Origin of the sequence: Streptococcus parasanguinis, from assembly GCF_901875555.1 — a bacterium.
GTDB classification, from domain to species: domain Bacteria; phylum Bacillota; class Bacilli; order Lactobacillales; family Streptococcaceae; genus Streptococcus; species Streptococcus parasanguinis_H.
The window spans coordinates 41,664-59,912 of record NZ_CABFMD010000011.1 but is presented as its reverse complement, the minus strand read 5'-3'; the positions used below and the strand labels follow the sequence as shown (position 1 = coordinate 59,912).

Sequence of the window (18,249 nt, the reverse complement as noted above, 5' to 3'; positions counted from 1 at the left end):
CCTAATCATCCTCCTTCAAAATTCGCCGTTGTACAAGACTAATCATACCAATCAATGTTGTAAATACTAGGGCAATTGAACTTGAGTAGCCAACGAGACGGTCAGTGAAACCTTGTTGATAAATATAATATACCATAGTGATTGTTGAGTTCAATGGACCACCTTGAGTCATGACCATTGGTTGTACAATCAATTTAAATGCTGAAATCAATGTCGTCAAGAGTACAAATAAGGCAGTCGGTTTCAATAAAGGCATTGTGATGTATCTGAATTGAGCCCATTTTGAAAATCCATCCAACTCTGCTGCCTCATAAATATCTTGTGGAATATTTTGCATTCCTCCAAGGAATAACAACATTTGATAGCCTGCACCTTGCCATGCAGAAACAAATACAATTGCATACATGGCCTGTTTTGGACTTGTCAAGAATGGTTGTGAAGAAATACCAATTTTATTCAGTAGAGCATTGAGCAAACCATTATTTGGATTTAACAAGTATAGCCAAAGGATAGAGATAACCACGAGAGACATCACAACAGGAGCAAAGAATGCTACCTTAAAGAACATGTTTCCTTTACGTTTCTTATTTACGATTAAAGCCATACCAAGGGCTGCCCCAAGTTGTACTGGAATAATCCAAACAACAAATTTCAAGGTATTAAAGAAGCTTTTTATAAAGATCGGATCTTGTGCTAAGCGCATGAAATTTTGTAGCCCTACAAATTTTCTGTCCTCTGGGGTCAATAGGTAATAATCTGTAAAGGCATAATAAATGACCATACCAACAGGTATCACCAAAAAGATAAAAAGTAATACTAAGGCTGGAGCTAAAAAGCTATAGCCCATAATATTTTCTTTAAGACGTTCTTTCTTTTTTGTTTCGACTTTCTTTGTTTCACTCATTGTTCGTCTCCTAAGATGAAATCATTAAATAAAATAAGGTGGAAGGTACATTTCATAACTTTCCTTCCACCTTTTGAATATCAACTATTTATTTAAAGATTGGTCGATTGCTGTTTGCATTTCTTTCGTACGAGCATCTAATACTTTTTGTACATCTGGATTATCTTTATAATAGCTGATATCTTGCATCGCTTGTTGGAAAGCGCGTGAAACTTGTGGATAAGCTACTACAACTGGACGAGGATGGGCTGTTGCAGCATTTTGTTCCATCAAGAAGCGTAATGGTTCAGATACTTTATCCTTAATATTTTTAATTGTTGATTTTCTGATTGGAAGAACACTGTTCCCCAAGCTTATAATTTCACTAGATTCTGTATTTGTTGCAAACTTAACAAATTCAGCAGCAGCTTCTTTTTTATCAGATTTTGTTGTAACAGCTAATTGCCAACTACCTGAAGGTGAGACCAATTTCTTCGTTTTATCTGAAACTGGATAAGGAAGAATACCAAAATCAATATCTTTGTAATTTGTTTGTAGATCCCCAATCGTCCAAGACCCGCTTAGAACCATCGGATACTCACCTGTTTCAAATCCTTTTTCAACAGGACTAACTGTAGTGTAACCCTCTCTTACTAGATTTTGAATAAATTGAACAGCTTCAACACTTTCCTTACTATTGAAGTAACCTTCAGCTTTTGTTCCTTTAGAATTTACAACAGAACCACCATTTGACCAAATAAGAGGCATATAAGCATATGGTAACATCTCATCATTTGAATTCAAACGGAAATCTATTGCTGGTTTATTAAAATGATCTTTTAATTTCTTAGCAATAGCATTAAACTCAGACCATGTCCATGGCTTTTTAAGGGTTGGCAAACTCGCTTCATCAATCCCAGCTTCCTTAAACATCTTCTTGTTATAGTATACACCTACATTTGATTCAGAAAAACCAAACGCATAGAATTTACCATCATAAGTTCCCTGTTGTTTAATACTGTCCAGTACATCATCCATGTCATTGTCCTTTAGATAATCATCCAAGGGAGCAATCACTTTTGATTTTGCATAGGCAGCAGTATTTGGTCCATCTAGCGTAATAACATCCGGTAAACTATTTGTCGTAACAGCAGCGTTGACCTTATCTTCATATCCTCCACCGCTACCACTACGTGGAATATATTCTGTCACAACCTTGTATTTGGTTTTCTTTGACTTGTTGAAATTATCAACAACTTGTTGCCAAGCTTTTCCCTCAGCTGTTTCATCTGAGAATTGAACCCAGACTTTTATTTCGTCCGAAGAACTTGCAGTTTTGGATTTTGATCCCCCACCACATCCTGCAAGCAATCCTAATGATAGTGCTGCAACTACAGATAACTTAATACCTTTACGCATAGCGTCCTCCTTTTTTGAAACGTTTCATTTTTTATTTATTTTTTAACTCAAACTAAAATAGTTGAGTTTTTGAAACGTTTCATTTTATGACTAAATTATAACAGCGCTTTCATAATTTGTCAAGCACTTTTTATAATTTTTTTGTTGTGTTTCCTTCAAAAAAATGTACCGGTAAACTAATTACATTATGATCTATTTTTTCTTCACGAATTAATTTAAGCAATAGTTCAACTGCTGCTTGAGCCATCTGAGCTATTTGTTGAACAATTGTAGAAAGTAAGTAAGGTTGATCAAAAGCTGGTCTTAATCCATCAAAACCAATAATCTGATAATCTTCTATAGGAATTTTTCCTATCTCCCCTAAAACTTTTATCACACGAAGGGCCATAAAATCATTTACTGTGAAAATCCCATCAATCTGAGGATGCTTTTCAAAAAAGGTTCTTATTTGCTCTTCTGCTTGATTCAGTGGTTCCGGCATTTCAAGACAATAAAGGTTCGTATTTTTCTGTTTAGCCTCCGCTTTGAAACCTCTCCCCCGTTCCGTTGTTTCATTCAAATGTTTGTTCACACCACTAATGTAAGCTAGATTTTGACAATCGCGTTTGACTAATTCACGACAAGCTAGTTGACCACCATGAAAATTTTCAGAAGTTACGTAATAGACATTTTCAGAAAAATGACGGTCAATACTGACAAAAGGTAAATTTGATGAGACATACTTATCAATATCTGAATAGGTGATCCCTATAATCCCATCTACTTTATTTTTCTCAAGTAATTTTATGTATTCTATCTCATTATTAGAATCTTTATCCGCATTACAAATTAATAATTTATATTGATTTTTTAATAGTTCTTTTTCAACATGATAAGCAAATTCAGAAAAGAAAGGATGCCATATAGTTGGAATGAGTAAAGCAATAATATTACTACGATTCGTTTTTAATCCTCTCGCATATTCATCTGGGACATAAGAAAGTTTTTCAATTGCTTGTTGAACTTTTTTTAAGGTCACCTCTTTAATGCCTTTTTCATTATTGATGACACGAGAGACTGTCCCAACACTAACTCCAGCTTCTGCTGCAACATCTTTCATGGTAATCGATTTTTTTTGCTCATTCATTTCTTCACCTCCTTTTCTTAAATATTATCATGAAAACGTTTCATTTTCAACATTTTCGTTTAAATGTCACTCCACTTCTTCATCCATTTGGGAATTTCTTTGCTGATGCTTGTCGGTAAAACCACATAAGCCTCCTTGCTCAAGTCTTCAGCAATGGCTGAATGAAGGTAGGTTGCGACCACCACGCGCTCATAGAGTCCAACCTGTGGAAATTGACCTGCAAACCCCGCGATCATTCCTGCCAAGGTATCCCCCATGCCACCTGTTGCTTGGTAGGGACCACCAACATCTAGCTGATAGCCCACATCTTGCCCACTTGTCCAAATGCGTGTGTGGGGCCCTTTTTCTACAACGACTGTTCCTTTAGGAAAGTGCTGTACTGCTCTTTGGCTTCTCTCTTCTGTCTGACTTGTGAGATCAAGCCCTGACAGTTTTTCCCACTCTTTTTGATGAGGGGTAAAGACCAACTGAGCTTCTGGCAAGTCAAACTGAGAGCTTGAGAAAAGACTAATAGCCCCCCCATCTAAGATCAGGACTTGCTGGCTAGAGACTTGCTCAAAAATCATTTGCAAGACTGCTAGGTTTTCATGCGATTCTTTTAATCCCGGACCGACAAGAATGACACTGGCTTTTTGAATCTGCTCTCGAAGAAGATACTGATCTGCCAGATCAAAGCCCATGGCTTCAGGAAGATGGCTATGAAGAGCCGTCAGATTGTCAGGATCTGTTGCGACAGTGACCAGACCTGCACCACTATGAACCGCAGCGAGTGCCGCCATAATGATGGCTCCCCCATAGGGATAGGTTCCTCCGATCAGGAGCAGGCGACCAAAATCGCCCTTATATGACTTGGCCTCTCGCTTGATAATAACCCGCTGAATCTCGTCTTTCTGAACTGTTCTCATACCTTCCTCATTTCTAGCGAAAAAGGAGAAGCCACGACTCCCCCTCCTTCTTTTATTTTCCTCTAAATTCTGCGAAGACTTGCAAGATCTTAGCAGCCACAGCTTGTGGTTGATTTTGTTTGGCTATTAATTGATCATCTGCATAGGGAGAAAGAGCCGGAAAATCACCAATTTGAACCGCATAAAGAGCTTTTTCAAAGAATTCAATATCGTTTTGATCATTACCAAAAGCTACAAAGTTCTCACCGCATAACTCTTCTACCGTTGAAGCTTTATGGGTATCTGCCGGGTTGAGGTAGATGCATTTTTCATGCGCGTGATAGCGAATGTGGGCCTTGTTTGTCTTTTCGATTCGCTCAACAATCTCATCAACCAATTCCTCATGGCCCCCCATATAGATCACGACTTTGATCGGATCTGTCAGCTCTTCTAAAGAACGATACTGAGCTTTATTGAGAGGATCGACACCCGTATAGAAGGGAATTTTTTCTAAAATCTGTCCACTATAATCAAATGTATCATCCACAAAAAACGGCAGATTGTAATGGCGACAAAAACCAAGGACTTGCCGGTACACATCCGGGTCCAAGTAGTCCGCATGAACCAATTGGCCTTGATGATAGGCCACACCGCCATTTAAGCCAATCACAAGCTTTTGGCACAACTCATCACCTAAAAGCCCCAAGCAATCCCGATAGGAACGCGCAGAAGCAAAGGCAACTTCATGGCCAAATTCTTCTGCTCTTACTAAGACCTGTTTGATTTCATCATCGATTGTGACACCATCGAACGACAGGGTTCCATCTAAATCAAAAACAAACTTCATCTTGCTCACACTTTCATTATTTTACGCTACGAACAGCTGCTTCGTAGGTCTGCTCCATCAGCATGGTAACGGTCATAGGACCAACCCCTCCTGGTACCGGAGTAATATGACTGGCCAAAGGGGCAACGGAGTCAAAATCGACATCCCCACACAATTTGCCATTCTCATCGCGATTCATCCCGACGTCAATGACGACGGCGCCTTCTTTCACGAAGTCTGCTGTTACAAATTTTGCACGACCGATCGCCACAACCAGGATATCCGCTCTTTTAGCGATTTTAGGCAGATGATGGGTTCGGGAATGTGTCAAGGTTACCGTGGCATTTTTGGCGAGGAGCAACTGCGCCATAGGTTTTCCTACGATATTGGAACGACCAATCACGACTGCACGCTTCCCTTCTATATCAATCCTATACTCTTTGAACATCTCCATGATCCCAGCCGGAGTCGAAGGGACCATGATGGGATTTCCAGCCCATAAGCGTCCCATATTTAAGGGATGAAAGCCATCCACGTCTTTAGCAGGATCAATCGCTAATAGGACTGCCTCATCATCGATATGCTTGGGAAGGGGCAATTGCACCAAAATCCCATGCCACAGAGGGTCTTGATTGTATTGTTCGATCAACTCTAATAACTCATTTTCTTGAATCGTCTCAGGGAGTCGCACGACTTTACTGTGAAATCCTGCAGCGATTGCAGAACGTTCTTTATTACGGACATAAACCTGACTAGCTGGATTGTCTCCCACCACGATCACAACGAGTCCCGGAACAACTCCGGTCTCTTCTTTTAGTCGTGCTGTTTTTTCAGCCAATTTTCCCTGTAATTTTGCAGCCAATGCCTTTCCATCAATCAGTATCGCCATATCCATTCTCTTTCTAGTTATTTAATGAAAATAATTCTTTCCCATTATAGCAGATTTCTGCTCTCAAACCTAACTGTTCCTTCTTAGAATTTCCTATAGACGAAAACTATAGCTAGATGGACAAAAAACGAGCTTGAGACCACCCCAAACTCATCCACTGTGCTGTATTAATAAAGCAATTCGTAAATTTCGATTGCAATCAAATCAATGCTATCAAATGTATAGGTTTCACGTGCTTCTACATCGCGAAGAGTAAAGGTTGAACCTTCTTCCTCGTTGTGGTTGTAGGCTACTTCAGCAACAACAACACCATCACGTTCAAAATTACGTTTTAAGTTTCCACCATCTTTGGTCATTGTTTCCAAACGGTTGATAATCCGTACTAAATGTGATTCCATTTTATTTCTCCTCTTTACTTTCTACTCTCCTATTTTATCATAAAAGAGAAAGCTCTTCCAATAAAAATTCACATTTTTCCCTTGATTTACGGTCTCCACCCCCAATCCTTGACATTCCGTAGCAAATTCTTGCAAACTTTTAGAATACTGATATAATAAAACTAGAAAAACTTTGACTATTTTTGACCATTATCAAAATAGTGCGATTATCTTGGCTCAAAGCCATCGAAAACCTATTGTGAGGTATGTTTATGCTTTGTCAAAATTGTAAAATAAATGAATCCACTATCCATTTATACACCAATGTAAATGGTCGCCAGCAGCAAGTGGACCTCTGTCAAAATTGCTATAAAATTATGAAAACAGACCCTAATAACAGCTTCTTGAAAGGAATGACCCAACGGAGCCAACTCACTGGAGATCCCTTCGAAGATTTTTTCAATAACCTTGGAAACTTCCAGGGCCCTCAAGAACCACCTACACCTCCAACCCAATCTGGAGGAGGCTATGGAAATGGTGGCTACGGTCAAAACAACCATCGTGAAAGTGCTCCAGATCCACGACAAGTACGCCCTCAAAAACCAAAAGGTCTTTTAGAGGAATTCGGCATCAATGTCACAGAGATTGCACGTAACGGCAATGTTGACCCAGTCATTGGGCGCGACGAAGAAATCATCCGTGTCATTGAAATCCTCAACCGTCGAACCAAGAACAACCCTGTCCTCATTGGGGAACCAGGTGTTGGTAAAACAGCCGTTGTTGAAGGATTGGCTCAAAAAATTGTGGATGGAGACGTCCCTGATAAACTGCAAGGAAAAGAAGTCATTCGATTAGATGTTGTCAGCCTTGTCCAAGGTACAGGGATCCGAGGCCAGTTTGAAGAACGCATGCAAAAATTGATGGAAGAAATTCGTCAACGTCAGGATGTCATTCTCTTCATTGATGAAATCCATGAGATTGTCGGAGCTGGTTCTGCCGGTGATGGCAATATGGATGCCGGAAATATCCTCAAACCTGCCCTCGCTCGTGGTGAATTGCAACTGGTCGGTGCTACTACTCTTAATGAGTATCGGATCATTGAAAAGGATGCTGCCCTGGAACGTCGGATGCAGCCTGTTAAGGTCGATGAGCCAACGGTAGAGGAAACCATTACCATTCTTAAAGGGATCCAAAAAAGATATGAAGATTATCACCACGTTCACTATACTGACGGAGCCATCGAAGCTGCGGCTACTCTTTCCAACCGTTATATCCAAGACCGCTTCCTACCAGACAAGGCTATTGACTTGCTAGATGAAGCTGGCTCTAAGATGAACTTAACCTTGACCTTTGTAGATCCTAAGGTCATTGATCAACGCTTGATTGAGGCTGAAAATCTCAAAGCGCAAGCAACTCGCGACGAAGATTTTGAAAAAGCAGCCTACTTCCGTGACCAGATTGCTAAGTACAAGGAAATGCAAAAGACCAAGGTAACGGATCAAGATACTCCTATTATCAGTGAAAAAACCATTGAGCATATCATTGAGCAAAAAACCAATATACCCGTTGGTGATTTGAAAGAAAAGGAACAATCCCAACTCATCCACCTAGCAGAAGATCTCAAGTCTCATGTTATTGGACAAGATGATGCAGTGGATAAGATTGCCAAGGCGATCCGTCGGAACCGTGTCGGTCTCGGATCTCCTAACCGTCCAATTGGTAGTTTCCTCTTTGTTGGTCCGACAGGTGTCGGGAAGACCGAACTTTCGAAGCAACTAGCTATTGAACTCTTTGGTTCTGCTGACAGCATGATTCGTTTTGATATGAGTGAATACATGGAAAAACACAGCGTTGCCAAACTCGTCGGAGCCCCTCCAGGATACGTTGGCTATGATGAAGCTGGACAATTGACTGAGAAAGTGCGGCGAAACCCCTACTCGCTCGTCTTGTTAGATGAAATCGAAAAAGCCCATCCAGATGTCATGCATATGTTCCTCCAAGTTCTGGATGACGGCCGTTTGACAGATGGTCAAGGTCGCACTGTCAGCTTTAAAGATACCATTATCATTATGACCTCAAATGCTGGTACAGGAAAGGTAGAGGCAAATGTCGGCTTCGGTGCTGCTCGCGAAGGGCGCACCAACTCTGTGCTTGGAGAACTCGGTAACTTCTTTAGCCCTGAATTTATGAACCGTTTTGATGGCATCATTGAATTCCAAGCTCTATCAAAAGAAAACCTTCTTCAAATTGTTACCCTTATGCTAGACGAAGTCAATCATCGTCTCGCGCAAAACGAGATTCATCTGGATGTCACAGAAAAGGTCAAGGAAAAACTGGTTGACCTTGGATACGATCCAAAAATGGGTGCACGCCCACTCCGTCGTACCATTCAAGACTATATCGAAGATGCGATTACCGACTACTACCTTGAAAATCCAAATGAAAAACAACTAAAGGCCGTTATGACCAGCAATGGGCATATCAGTATCAAAGCCGTTCATAAAACGACCGAAAAAGCATCAGAATCCTAATCAGGAAAAGGAGGCTGGGACAAAAGTCCTAGCCTCTCAATCGTCTTTGGATTGTCGAGCAAGACGCAGTGGTTGAGTGGCTTCTAATAGGCTGATTTCATCAGCTTTTACAGCCCTACTCAACTGTGAGGAGGTGGGACGACGAAATCGAATTCTAACGAATGACCGATTTCTGTCCCACTCTCTTTTTTTCCTTCCTCCAGATTTTTGCTTAAAAATATGTTATAATGATAAAAAATGAAGAAAAGAGAAAACCATGACCATACCAAGTTTTGGTGAAAAAAAAGAAGATGTAACCTACGTCAATCGTTACGGTGTCTACGCTGTTATCCCCAATAAGAACAAGGATCAGATCATCCTCGTTCAAGCCCCAAATGGTGCTTGGTTCTTACCAGGTGGAGAGATTGAAGCCGGCGAAAACCACCTAGAGGCTCTGAAGCGAGAACTGATCGAAGAGCTAGGTTTTACTGCTGTTTTAGGGAAGTATTATGGCCAAGCGGACGAGTATTTCTATTCAAGTCACCGAGATACCTACTACTACAATCCAGCCTATATTTATGAAGTGGTAGATTATACAGAAGCTCAAAAACCCCTGGAAGATTTTAACAATCTCTCTTGGTTTCCAATTGATGAAGCGATGGAAAAACTCAAACGTGGCAGTCATAAATGGGGCATCAAGCAATGGAAAATTTCCCACAAAAACTAAGAAACTTCTTCTTTCGTAAACCATAAAAAAGTGCTATAATAAATGAAGATAGAGGTTAGGAGGAACTCATATGAAGCTCATTAATACCACAAATAGTCATGCTGCATTGGTGAAAAGCCAACTTGCCAGCACGGATGCCTTGCTCGTTGAGGTTTATTCCGCGGGCAATACCGATGTTGTGTTTACTCAGGCCCCAACCCATTATGAATTGTTGATCAGCAACAAACACCGTGCTATCCGTGAAACAGAAGTTGAAAAAATTCGTGAGTTCTTTTTAAAACGCAAAATTGATCTCAAAGTCATTGATCAATCCGCTATCAAGACCCTCTACACCGATAAACTCATTGAAATTTCCTTTCCAATTACTAAGTAAGGCCAATTTGCCTTACTTTTTTCTTTAGTATCTTTTTCCAAAAAAAATCCTTTCACCTCGATTATGAGATGAAAGGATTCTTTATTTCTGAAAGATCATTTTTACGTGAGGGGTAGAAGCCAAGATAAAGGGCTCGCTCACCGTTTGAAAACCTAATTTTTCGTACAAGCCAACCACCTGTTCTTGAGCCTCAATTTCAATGGACCGTCCAGGAAATCTCTGTTCACACAGGTCCAAAATCTGCTCTACCATGTCTTTTCCCAGTCCTTGGCCACGACTGTCTTTGGCTACAGCCACTCGACCAAAATGAATCGTAGCCCCTGTCTCAAAGATACGTGCATAGGCATCTACGCGTCCTTCCTCATCTTGATGAAAAAGATGGATAGATCGATAATCAACATCATCGAGATCATTGTAGATCCTAGTTTGTTCCACGACAAAGGTCTCTAATCGCAGCTGAACGATCTCGTAAAACTCTTTCAGTTCTAGTTCCTTAAATTCTTTCTGGTACCACATAACTTCCTCTTTATTGAAAAGTCGCAAGGAGACTCTCAATTGTCTTTGGATTGTCGAGTAAGACGCAGTGGTTGAGTGGGCTCTACTACGCTGATTTCATCAGCTTTTAGAGCCCTACTCAACTGTGCGGAGGTGGGACGACGAAATCGAATTCTAATGAATTACCGATTTCTGTCCCACTCTCGATTTTTCACTTCTTATTATTTCGCTTCAAATCCTTCTGCGACTGCGTCCGCAAAGTTCTCTTCGACGATGCTTGCACAGTGGTCGCAGATTGTTGCGTGGTAGTGACGTTCTGCTGTAGTTGGATCGATGCGACGGCAACGGTCACACACTTCACCAGCTGCACGTTCGACTGTGAAGGCAACATCTTCAAAGGTCACTGCACCTTCTGGAGCTGGTCCTTCTGCGATGGTCAATTCAGAAACAATCAAGAGTTGAGCAACATTGCTATCAACAGCCCCTAGAAGTGTTTTCACAACTTCATTTGGATAAACTGTCAAGTGAGCTTCAAGAGATTTACCGATGACTTTTTCATTACGCGCTTCTTCCAAGGCTTTTTGAGCTTGTCCACGGAAGGTCATGAAGGCTGACCAAGTATCTAAGATTTCTTCTTGATTCGCAAACGTTTCTGCTTCTGGTAATTCTGACAATTGCACATAGTCTTCTGCTTCAAACTCAAGATAAGACCAGATTTCTTCAGCAGTATGCGGTAGAATTGGTGTCAAGAGTTTGGTGATTTTCACCAAAATATCATAGAAGACTGTCTGCATTTGACGGCGTTCTAGAGATTTCGCACTCTCAATATAGACCACATCTTTGGCAAAATCAAGGTAGAAGGCTGACAAGTCCACATTGATAAAGTTTACAAGGGCCTTGTAGATGGTCAAGAACTCAAAGTTTTCATAGGCATCACGAATCGTTTTCACAAGTTGATTGAAGCGAATCGTCATGTATTTATCCACTGAACGAAGCTCATCATAAGTGACTGTATCCTCAGCTGGATTAAAGTCAGAAGTGTTGGCAATCAAGAAACGAAGGGTATTCCGAATCTTCCGGTAAGTTTCAGACACTTGGCTTAAGATATCCATGGAAATACGAACATCGTTTGTCGAATCAACACTAGTAACCCAGAGACGCAAGATTTCAGCACCAAATTGCTTTTCAACATCACTTGGAGCAATCGTATTTCCAAGAGATTTCGACATCTTCTCACCTTTCCCATCCAAGGCAAAACCTTGAGACAAGATTTGCTTGTAAGGCGCTACACCATGGTTGGCTACAGAAGTGATCAAAGATGAGTTGAACCAACCACGGTATTGGTCAGAACCTTCAAGGTAAAGATCTGCTGGGTATTTAAGTTCTGGACGATTAACCACTACTCCATTCCATGATGAACCAGAGTCAAACCAGACGTCCATGATGTCTGTTTCTTTTGTGAATTCTCCATTTGGTGAACCTGGATGAGTGAAGCCTTCTGGAAGAAGATCCTTGGCATCCCGTTCCCACCAGATAACCGATCCATACTCTTCAAAGAGCTGAGCCACATGTTCGATGGTTTCAGCTGTCATGATCGGTGTCCCGTCTTCTGCGTAGAAGATTGGGAGTGGAACACCCCAAGCACGTTGACGAGAGATGACCCAGTCACCACGGTCACGAATCATGTTGTATAGACGGACTTTCCCCCATTCTGAATGGAATTTCACTTTTTCAATTTCATCCAAAATTTCTTGACGGAATTTCGATACAGAGGCAAACCACTGTGGAACCGCACGCCAGATAATTGGCTTCTTAGTTCGCCAGTCAAATGGGTAGGAGTGAGAAATGTCTTCTTTGGCAAGAAGGAGGTCTCCAAGTTTTTCAATAACTGTCGGAACAACTTTGTCATAGAACTGACCAGCAAAGTCAGGGCCAGCATTCTCCATCATGATCCCACGTTCATTGACCGTAACAGCAACTTCAAGACCATTTGCGATACCGACATTGTAGTCATCCTCACCAAAACCAGGAGCTGTATGGACAATACCAGTACCTGAATCAAGGGTAACGTGGTCTCCAAGAATCACCAATTCGTCAACTGCTGCATCCCATGGGTGTTCGGTTACGATCTGGTTTAATTCTTTCCCTTGGTAGGTTGCAAGAACTTCTGGACCTTCCCAACCAAATTTCTCAGACAAGCTTGGCAATAACTCAGAAGCCACTACGTATTTACGATCAGAACCAGCAGGTTTCACGACAACATAGTCAAAATCAGCACCTACTGTCAAACCACGAGAAGCTGTGATGGTAAATGGGGTGGTTGTCCAGACAACGATGTAAGTATCTGTATCTAGAACACCTCTCCCGTCCTTAACTTTATTCCCATAGTAAAGAGAAGTGGAAACCAAATCGTGGTATTCAATTTCTGCTTCAGCAAGAGCGGATTCAGAAGACCAAGACCAGTATACAGGTTTCGCACCACGGTAAATATAGCCTTTGTTGGCCATTTGTCCAAAGACACGAATTTGAGCCGCTTCATAATCAGGTGTTAAGGTGACATATGGATGGTCCCAATCCCCTGAAACACCCAAGCGTTTAAAGTCTTCCCTTTGTTTATCGACTTGAGAAAGAGCGTACTCCCGACACATTTTAAGGTATTCAGAGCGTTCAATTTCTTTGCGTTTCACGCCTTGTTTCGCCAAGACTTGCTCAATTGGCAAACCATGGGTATCCCAACCTGGAATATAAGGAGCGTAAAAGCCTGACATAGACTTAGAACGAACAATGATATCTTTTGAAATCTTGTTCATAGCATGTCCTACGTGGATATTTCCGTTTGCGTATGGAGGGCCATCATGAAGTGTAAAATGCGGTTTTCCTTCATTTAATTCTTGACGACGTTGATACAATTTTGCATCTTCCCATTCCTTTTGCCAAACAGGCTCTTTGGTTGGAAGTCCAGCCCGCATTGGGAAGGCTGTCTTTCCTAGATTCAATGTTTCTTTGAGTTTCATTTTCTCTCCTTATTACGTTAAAAATAAAAAAACACGAGCATCCAAAAAAGGACGATTGCTCGTGGTACCACCTTTGTTTGAGAAGTCGCGTGCGATCTTCTCCTCTCATCCCGTAACGAGGGAAACGTCCGTTCTTACTTAAGAGTTCAGAACGAATACTGTAAAAGGATCATCCATTAAGAGGGAGTGCAGATCTTCCACCATCATCTGCTCGCTAGACCTATCATTAATGGACCTGTTTTTACAAAATTATAAAATATTGACAGATTCACGATTTGCATCATCTTCAGGTTGAACAGTTTCCTCAACCTCAACGACTTCCTCATTTTCATGACGAGCGTGCTCTGCTTCTTCTAAAGCGGATTGAACTTTTTCATTCAAACCTTCAAACGCTTGTGTCGCACCCAATTCTAAGTTAGCTGCTTCAATGCGTTTTTGCAATTCTTCGATTTCAGCTGGAGAGAATTGACGCGTTAAGTCAATGTTATCATCTTCTGCTTGATGATGGTGAACAGATTCCCCCAAAGCTTTCTCAACAATTTCACGGAAAGCTTCATCACTGGTTTGAATATACATAGCTGTTGGGCGAAGAATTTCATCCCATTCAGGCGTATCGATAATGCTCAATTGGCTTTCGATTGTTGATTTCAAACGTTGATGGAAGACGCGTGTCTTGTTCTTCAACTCCTCTGTTTCAACAGCAACCTTCTTGGCATTATCCGTTGCATGACGAAGGATTTCATTTGCTTTTTGTTTTGCTTCATCTACTAAATGTTGTGCATCTTGTTCAGCTTGACGAACAATATTTTCAGAACGTTCGTTAGCGGCTTGTTTCACACGTTCAGCAGTATCTTGTGCAATCAAAACAGATTGACTCAATGAATCTTTCATTTCATCAAAATAGTTTAAGCGTTCTTCAAGAGCTTGAATTTTTGCTTCTTGATCATGATTTAAACGAACAAGATCTTCATAATCGCGAACAACGATATCTAGAAATTCCTCTACTTCGTTCGCATCATACCCTCTAAATTTAACGCCAAAAGTTTTATCTTTAATTTCTAAAGCAGTAAGAGCCATAACTCCTCCTCATTTTTTACTTAAGAGTACTTCAACAGTTACTTTATATTTTCCACTCTTTGAAATACCATTTTCAGAAACAATTTTAAGACGCCCAAAGCGTCGAACACTGACTAAATCATTCAAACCTACAGTATAGCTAACATTGGAAGTTGTCGCATAATTGACTTTCACCAAGCCAGAACTAATCAACTGACTGGCTTGTGAGCGCGAAAGCTTGAAGGTCCCAGCAATCACCTTGTCTAAACGAAAACTTGACACTAGAATATCTCTTTGATGGATTTCTTCCTCTACAACAACCTGTTCAGATAGAGGAACTTCCCTCAGCTTAACAGGGACACGAGAAATTTTCTGGATGTGATCCATGAAATAGGGAACAAAACGCTGTTCAACAAATACTTGGATCCTTCCTTCACTCGTTAGAATATCTCCAAAAGACTTGCGCTCCACTCCTAATTGGTGAACAATGGTCCCCAGAACCTGGGAATGGGTCAAGTGATGAAATTTGGAAGCATAGCCCATCTCTATTAAGGCCAGATCAAAGTCACTTGGATCCAATTGATAATAATCCGGAGCCACAATGACCTTGGCATACTCCATTTTCTGTTCATCACTGGAAGCAAAGACCTGTAATTGGTAGCTTGCCGCAACATTTCGTAAAATAGCGACCTGATGAGGGTTTAAAAAACCCGTCACTTCAACAGAATAGCGTTCAATTACTCTTTCTGACAATTCAATACATCGATCAATAAATTCGTGATCTTCTCGATTGAAATGTTGATAAATCTCTTTTTGTCCCATCGTATTCTAACCAATCAAAAATAGAAACAACCGGGCCAATAGCTGATTCATTAGGTTCAAGACCAAGAGTGCTACAAGAACCGTAAAATCCAAGCTTCCAACCTGCAAAGGTAACTTTCTAAAAAGGCTCAAAAATGGTTCAACTAGGCGGTGAACCATTTGTCCAAGAGTACTCTGAGGTGCCCCAGGGAACCAAGAAAGTAAGGCATAGATGACAAGAATGATGGAATAGATTTGAATGATATTTGAAAGATAATCATCTTAGCGATTACGTTTCATATCATAGTCGAATTCTGTCACTTCCACATCATTTGGAAGGCGAATATCTTCCACATTAACGACTACATTAATTGGAGTCAACAAGTACATGGTACTTGCAACACGGCGAAGATTTCCTGCCAAAACATAACGAGCCCCATCCAAATAATCCAAACAACGACGGGCTTGTACCTCCGTCATATATTGGAAATCAATCAAGATACTCTCATTAGATAGTAATAGATCGACAATTTCAGTCGCTTCCTCATATTTACGGGGATAGCGTACATCAATGGTAATCTTTTCATCTGTATTTGCACGATTAGCAGCCAATTCACGTTGACGTTCATGCAAGCGAGTAATATTTTCAGATGTATTTTTCGTTGTTGAAACAGGTTCCTTCACAGCAACTGTAGATACAGGTGTTGTAACAGGTGCGACAGGAGTCGGTTTTGGTTTTACCGGTTCTTTTTGACTAATCTGTGGACGTGGAGAAGTCACTTGAGGAGTTGGCTGTGGCTGTGGAACTGGTTGTGTTTCCGCCCCAGCTGCTTTTGCTTCGCGAACTTCTACTTCTTCACCGTCTTCTGTGAAGTAGTCAATAAAGTTGTTAAATTTATCTTTTAATGACATAGTTCTTTCCTATTTAAAAAATGATGTCCCAATTCTAACATAAGTCGCTCCGTTCGCAACGGCTACTGCAAAGTCACGACTCATACCCATACTCAGTTCTGAAAAAGGCATATTTTTTAATTGTTTCTTTTCTAGTTGTTTCTGAAGTTGGTGAGTTTTTGAAAAAATATCCTGCAACTCTTCTTGACTAGCCTCAAAAGGAGCCATCGTCATTAAACCAACAATTTCAATTTTGTCCAGCTGTGCGATTTCTGCTAAAACATCATCCACTTCATCGGATGCAAATCCATGCTTACTTTCTTCACCAGAAATGTTCACTTGGAGGAAACACTTGATCGGGTGTTCTGCTCGCTTTTGAATTTCCTGAGCTAGCTTCACCGAATCCAAGGCATGAAAGTAATCGACGAGATTGATCACGTCTTTTACTTTCCGCCGTTGGAGGCTCCCAATCAAGTGCCAAGTGAGATCATAGTCTTTTAGAGCTTGATACTTTTCTAGGAATTTTTCAACACGATTTTCACCAATATGTTGGATACCTGTTTTCACCAGTGCTTCTGTTGTTGCAACATCTACATACTTAGTGACAGCTATCACATTAACTTGATCTTGACGGTTAGCTTTGTTTCTTGCTGTTTCTACTTGTTGCCGTACAAGATCAGCATTCTGTTCCAGATTCATGATTAACGATTCCGGAAGAATGGTGGTGTTTCCAATTCATCATCATCTGAAGATGAATCTACGTAACGATCAACTTGATGTGTTGATGTTGGTTCAGTTTGGCGAACGATATTCTCACGACGAATATCCCAATCACCAAAGGCTGAGCCACGGTTTGGTTCTACCGCTGGACGACTTGGAGTTGTTGGCAATTCAACATCTTGTTTCAAATCAAATTCACGGTCAAATGGTGCAGCTTGAGGGCGTTGTTCACGTGGTCCTGTTTTATAAGGACGGTGTGAGGAAGCAATTCCGCTGACGCGTTCTACCTTGTCTTGACGGACACCAGTTGCAACAACTGTCACGCGGATTTCATCTTTAAGAGATTCATCAATAGATGTACCCAACCAGATGTTCACTCCGTGACCTGCAGCTTGGTTCACAATTTCTGAAGCTTCTTCAGCTTCGATCAAAGTCATATCCAAACCACCTGTTACGTTGACGATCACGTCTTCTGCACCGTCAATGGTAGTTTCAAGAAGTGGAGAGTAAATTGCTTTACGAGCTGCTTCGATAACGCGTTCTTCACCGCTACCAACACCAATACCCATGAGGGCATTTCCTTTGTTTTCCATAACAGTCTTCACGTCTGCAAAGTCAAGGTTGATCAATCCAGGACTTGTGATCAAGTCAGTGATCCCTTGAACACCTTGACGAAGAACGTTGTCAGCTTCACTCAACGCTTCAAGAAGCGGTGTCTTCTTGTCCACAATTTCAAGCAAGTTGTTATTAGAAATAATCAACAATGTATCTACATGTTCGCGAAGTTCATTGATCCCTTCAATAGCGAAGTTCCCACGTTTTGAACCTTCAAACCCGAATGGACGAGTAACAACTGCTACTGTCAAAGCACCAACTGCTTTAGCAATACGAGCGATGACTGGTGCAGCACCTGTACCAGATCCTCCACCCATCCCTGCAGTGATGAAGACCATGTCTGCACCTTGCAAAGCTTCTGTTAACACTTCTTCGCTTTCTTCAGCTGCCTTACGACCAACTTCAGGTTGACCTCCAGCACCCAATCCACGAGTCAATTTTGGACCCAATTGGATAACTGTTTCAGCTTTTGCACTTGAAAGTGCTTGAACATCTGTATTAGCTGCGATGAATTCTACACCGGCAACGCCTTCGTCAATCATACGATTGATGGCGTTACCACCACCGCCACCGACACCGATTACTTTAATTACTGCACCTTGTGCGGCTGCTGTGTCAAATGAAAATGTCATAAATACTTACA

The 18,249-nt window shown here is 41.2% G+C and carries 18 protein-coding genes; 3 read left to right on the top strand and 15 right to left on the bottom strand.

All coding sequences use genetic code 11. The features are described from left to right. Position 1 precedes the first annotated feature (1 nt). The 7 genes from JX304_RS03020 to JX304_RS02990 all read right to left on the bottom strand — a co-directional run bounded on the left by JX304_RS03020 (position 2) and on the right by JX304_RS02990 (position 6,425). Entirely contained in the window at positions 2-904 is a 903-nt protein-coding gene (locus tag JX304_RS03020) for a carbohydrate ABC transporter permease (RefSeq protein ID WP_205011202.1), read from the bottom strand. A gap of 84 nt (positions 905-988) precedes the next feature. Continuing rightward, positions 989-2,302: an ABC transporter substrate-binding protein gene (locus JX304_RS03015; protein WP_205011201.1), complete on the bottom strand. Its 1,314-nt coding sequence runs from the start codon at positions 2,300-2,302 to the stop codon at positions 989-991. A gap of 130 nt (positions 2,303-2,432) precedes the next feature. Next, positions 2,433-3,428, bottom strand: coding sequence for a LacI family DNA-binding transcriptional regulator (locus JX304_RS03010; RefSeq protein WP_205011200.1), 996 nt, complete (start codon positions 3,426-3,428; stop codon positions 2,433-2,435). A 59-nt stretch (positions 3,429-3,487) separates the two neighbouring features. Further along, positions 3,488-4,333, bottom strand: a complete 846-nt coding sequence (locus tag JX304_RS03005; protein WP_205011199.1) for an NAD(P)H-hydrate dehydratase — start codon at positions 4,331-4,333, stop codon at positions 3,488-3,490. A gap of 52 nt (positions 4,334-4,385) precedes the next feature. Beyond that, positions 4,386-5,159 (bottom strand): HAD hydrolase family protein, encoded by a 774-nt coding sequence (locus tag JX304_RS03000; RefSeq protein WP_205011198.1) that lies wholly within the window; start codon positions 5,157-5,159, stop codon positions 4,386-4,388. 16 nt (positions 5,160-5,175) lie between these two features. Beyond that, positions 5,176-6,027 (bottom strand): bifunctional methylenetetrahydrofolate dehydrogenase/methenyltetrahydrofolate cyclohydrolase, encoded by an 852-nt coding sequence (locus JX304_RS02995; RefSeq protein WP_205011197.1) that lies wholly within the window; start codon positions 6,025-6,027, stop codon positions 5,176-5,178. A 167-nt stretch (positions 6,028-6,194) separates the two neighbouring features. After that, entirely contained in the window at positions 6,195-6,425 is a 231-nt protein-coding gene (locus JX304_RS02990; protein ID WP_187540835.1) for a DUF1797 family protein, read from the bottom strand. A 251-nt stretch (positions 6,426-6,676) separates the two neighbouring features. Here JX304_RS02990 and JX304_RS02985 point away from each other — a divergent pair, with 251 nt between their 5' ends. The 3 genes from JX304_RS02985 to JX304_RS02975 all read left to right on the top strand — a co-directional run bounded on the left by JX304_RS02985 (position 6,677) and on the right by JX304_RS02975 (position 10,014). Beyond that, positions 6,677-8,935 carry an ATP-dependent Clp protease ATP-binding subunit gene (locus JX304_RS02985; RefSeq protein ID WP_205011196.1) on the top strand — a complete coding sequence of 753 codons (2,259 nt, stop codon included), beginning with the start codon at positions 6,677-6,679 and terminating at the stop codon, positions 8,933-8,935. A gap of 256 nt (positions 8,936-9,191) precedes the next feature. Further along, complete coding sequence (locus JX304_RS02980) at positions 9,192-9,641, top strand: NUDIX hydrolase (RefSeq protein WP_205011195.1); 450 nt, start codon at positions 9,192-9,194, stop codon at positions 9,639-9,641. A 70-nt stretch (positions 9,642-9,711) separates the two neighbouring features. Continuing rightward, positions 9,712-10,014, top strand: coding sequence for a DUF1827 family protein (locus JX304_RS02975; RefSeq protein ID WP_205011194.1), 303 nt, complete (start codon positions 9,712-9,714; stop codon positions 10,012-10,014). A gap of 81 nt (positions 10,015-10,095) precedes the next feature. On the opposite strand, the gene JX304_RS02970 is transcribed toward JX304_RS02975, so the two are convergent. The 8 genes from JX304_RS02970 to ftsZ form a co-directional block, all read right to left on the bottom strand. Further along, entirely contained in the window at positions 10,096-10,530 is a 435-nt protein-coding gene (locus tag JX304_RS02970; protein WP_205011193.1) for a GNAT family N-acetyltransferase, read from the bottom strand. A 200-nt stretch (positions 10,531-10,730) separates the two neighbouring features. Continuing rightward, positions 10,731-13,523, bottom strand: coding sequence for an isoleucine--tRNA ligase (gene ileS, locus JX304_RS02965; RefSeq protein WP_205011192.1), 2,793 nt, complete (start codon positions 13,521-13,523; stop codon positions 10,731-10,733). A 249-nt stretch (positions 13,524-13,772) separates the two neighbouring features. After that, positions 13,773-14,600: a DivIVA domain-containing protein gene (locus JX304_RS02960; RefSeq protein WP_205011191.1), complete on the bottom strand. Its 828-nt coding sequence runs from the start codon at positions 14,598-14,600 to the stop codon at positions 13,773-13,775. A gap of 9 nt (positions 14,601-14,609) precedes the next feature. After that, entirely contained in the window at positions 14,610-15,401 is a 792-nt protein-coding gene (locus tag JX304_RS02955) for an RNA-binding protein (protein ID WP_205011190.1), read from the bottom strand. A 6-nt stretch (positions 15,402-15,407) separates the two neighbouring features. Then, positions 15,408-15,644, bottom strand: coding sequence for a YggT family protein (locus tag JX304_RS02950; RefSeq protein ID WP_205011430.1), 237 nt, complete (start codon positions 15,642-15,644; stop codon positions 15,408-15,410). Between the two features lie 18 nt (positions 15,645-15,662). Next, on the bottom strand, positions 15,663-16,292 hold the full coding sequence (locus JX304_RS02945) for a cell division protein SepF (protein ID WP_205011189.1): 630 nt from the start codon (positions 16,290-16,292) through the stop codon (positions 15,663-15,665). Positions 16,293-16,301: 9 nt separating this feature from the next. Beyond that, positions 16,302-16,970 (bottom strand): YggS family pyridoxal phosphate-dependent enzyme, encoded by a 669-nt coding sequence (locus tag JX304_RS02940; protein ID WP_205011188.1) that lies wholly within the window; start codon positions 16,968-16,970, stop codon positions 16,302-16,304. A gap of 2 nt (positions 16,971-16,972) precedes the next feature. Continuing rightward, the gene (gene ftsZ, locus JX304_RS02935) at positions 16,973-18,238 is read right to left on the bottom strand and encodes a cell division protein FtsZ (RefSeq protein ID WP_205011187.1); all 1,266 of its coding nucleotides are present in this window, start codon (positions 18,236-18,238) and stop codon (positions 16,973-16,975) included. Between the last annotated feature and the right edge of the window lie 11 nt (positions 18,239-18,249).

What these genes read in the sequence shown, in the direction of transcription:
- JX304_RS03020 (WP_205011202.1), bottom strand. Translation starts at nt 904, where the DNA reads ATGAGTGAAACAAAGAAAGTCGAAACAAAAAAGAAAGAACGTCTTAAA.
- JX304_RS03015 (WP_205011201.1), bottom strand. Translation starts at nt 2,302, where the DNA reads ATGCGTAAAGGTATTAAGTTATCTGTAGTTGCAGCACTATCATTAGGA.
- JX304_RS03010 (WP_205011200.1), bottom strand. Translation starts at nt 3,428, where the DNA reads ATGAATGAGCAAAAAAAATCGATTACCATGAAAGATGTTGCAGCAGAA.
- JX304_RS03005 (WP_205011199.1), bottom strand. Translation starts at nt 4,333, where the DNA reads ATGAGAACAGTTCAGAAAGACGAGATTCAGCGGGTTATTATCAAGCGA.
- JX304_RS03000 (WP_205011198.1), bottom strand. Translation starts at nt 5,159, where the DNA reads ATGAAGTTTGTTTTTGATTTAGATGGAACCCTGTCGTTCGATGGTGTC.
- JX304_RS02995 (WP_205011197.1), bottom strand. Translation starts at nt 6,027, where the DNA reads ATGGCGATACTGATTGATGGAAAGGCATTGGCTGCAAAATTACAGGGA.
- JX304_RS02990 (WP_187540835.1), bottom strand. Translation starts at nt 6,425, where the DNA reads ATGGAATCACATTTAGTACGGATTATCAACCGTTTGGAAACAATGACC.
- JX304_RS02985 (WP_205011196.1), top strand. Translation starts at nt 6,677, where the DNA reads ATGCTTTGTCAAAATTGTAAAATAAATGAATCCACTATCCATTTATAC.
- JX304_RS02980 (WP_205011195.1), top strand. Translation starts at nt 9,192, where the DNA reads ATGACCATACCAAGTTTTGGTGAAAAAAAAGAAGATGTAACCTACGTC.
- JX304_RS02975 (WP_205011194.1), top strand. Translation starts at nt 9,712, where the DNA reads ATGAAGCTCATTAATACCACAAATAGTCATGCTGCATTGGTGAAAAGC.
- JX304_RS02970 (WP_205011193.1), bottom strand. Translation starts at nt 10,530, where the DNA reads ATGTGGTACCAGAAAGAATTTAAGGAACTAGAACTGAAAGAGTTTTAC.
- ileS (WP_205011192.1), bottom strand. Translation starts at nt 13,523, where the DNA reads ATGAAACTCAAAGAAACATTGAATCTAGGAAAGACAGCCTTCCCAATG.
- JX304_RS02960 (WP_205011191.1), bottom strand. Translation starts at nt 14,600, where the DNA reads ATGGCTCTTACTGCTTTAGAAATTAAAGATAAAACTTTTGGCGTTAAA.
- JX304_RS02955 (WP_205011190.1), bottom strand. Translation starts at nt 15,401, where the DNA reads ATGGGACAAAAAGAGATTTATCAACATTTCAATCGAGAAGATCACGAA.
- JX304_RS02945 (WP_205011189.1), bottom strand. Translation starts at nt 16,292, where the DNA reads ATGTCATTAAAAGATAAATTTAACAACTTTATTGACTACTTCACAGAA.
- JX304_RS02940 (WP_205011188.1), bottom strand. Translation starts at nt 16,970, where the DNA reads ATGAATCTGGAACAGAATGCTGATCTTGTACGGCAACAAGTAGAAACA.
- ftsZ (WP_205011187.1), bottom strand. Translation starts at nt 18,238, where the DNA reads ATGACATTTTCATTTGACACAGCAGCCGCACAAGGTGCAGTAATTAAA.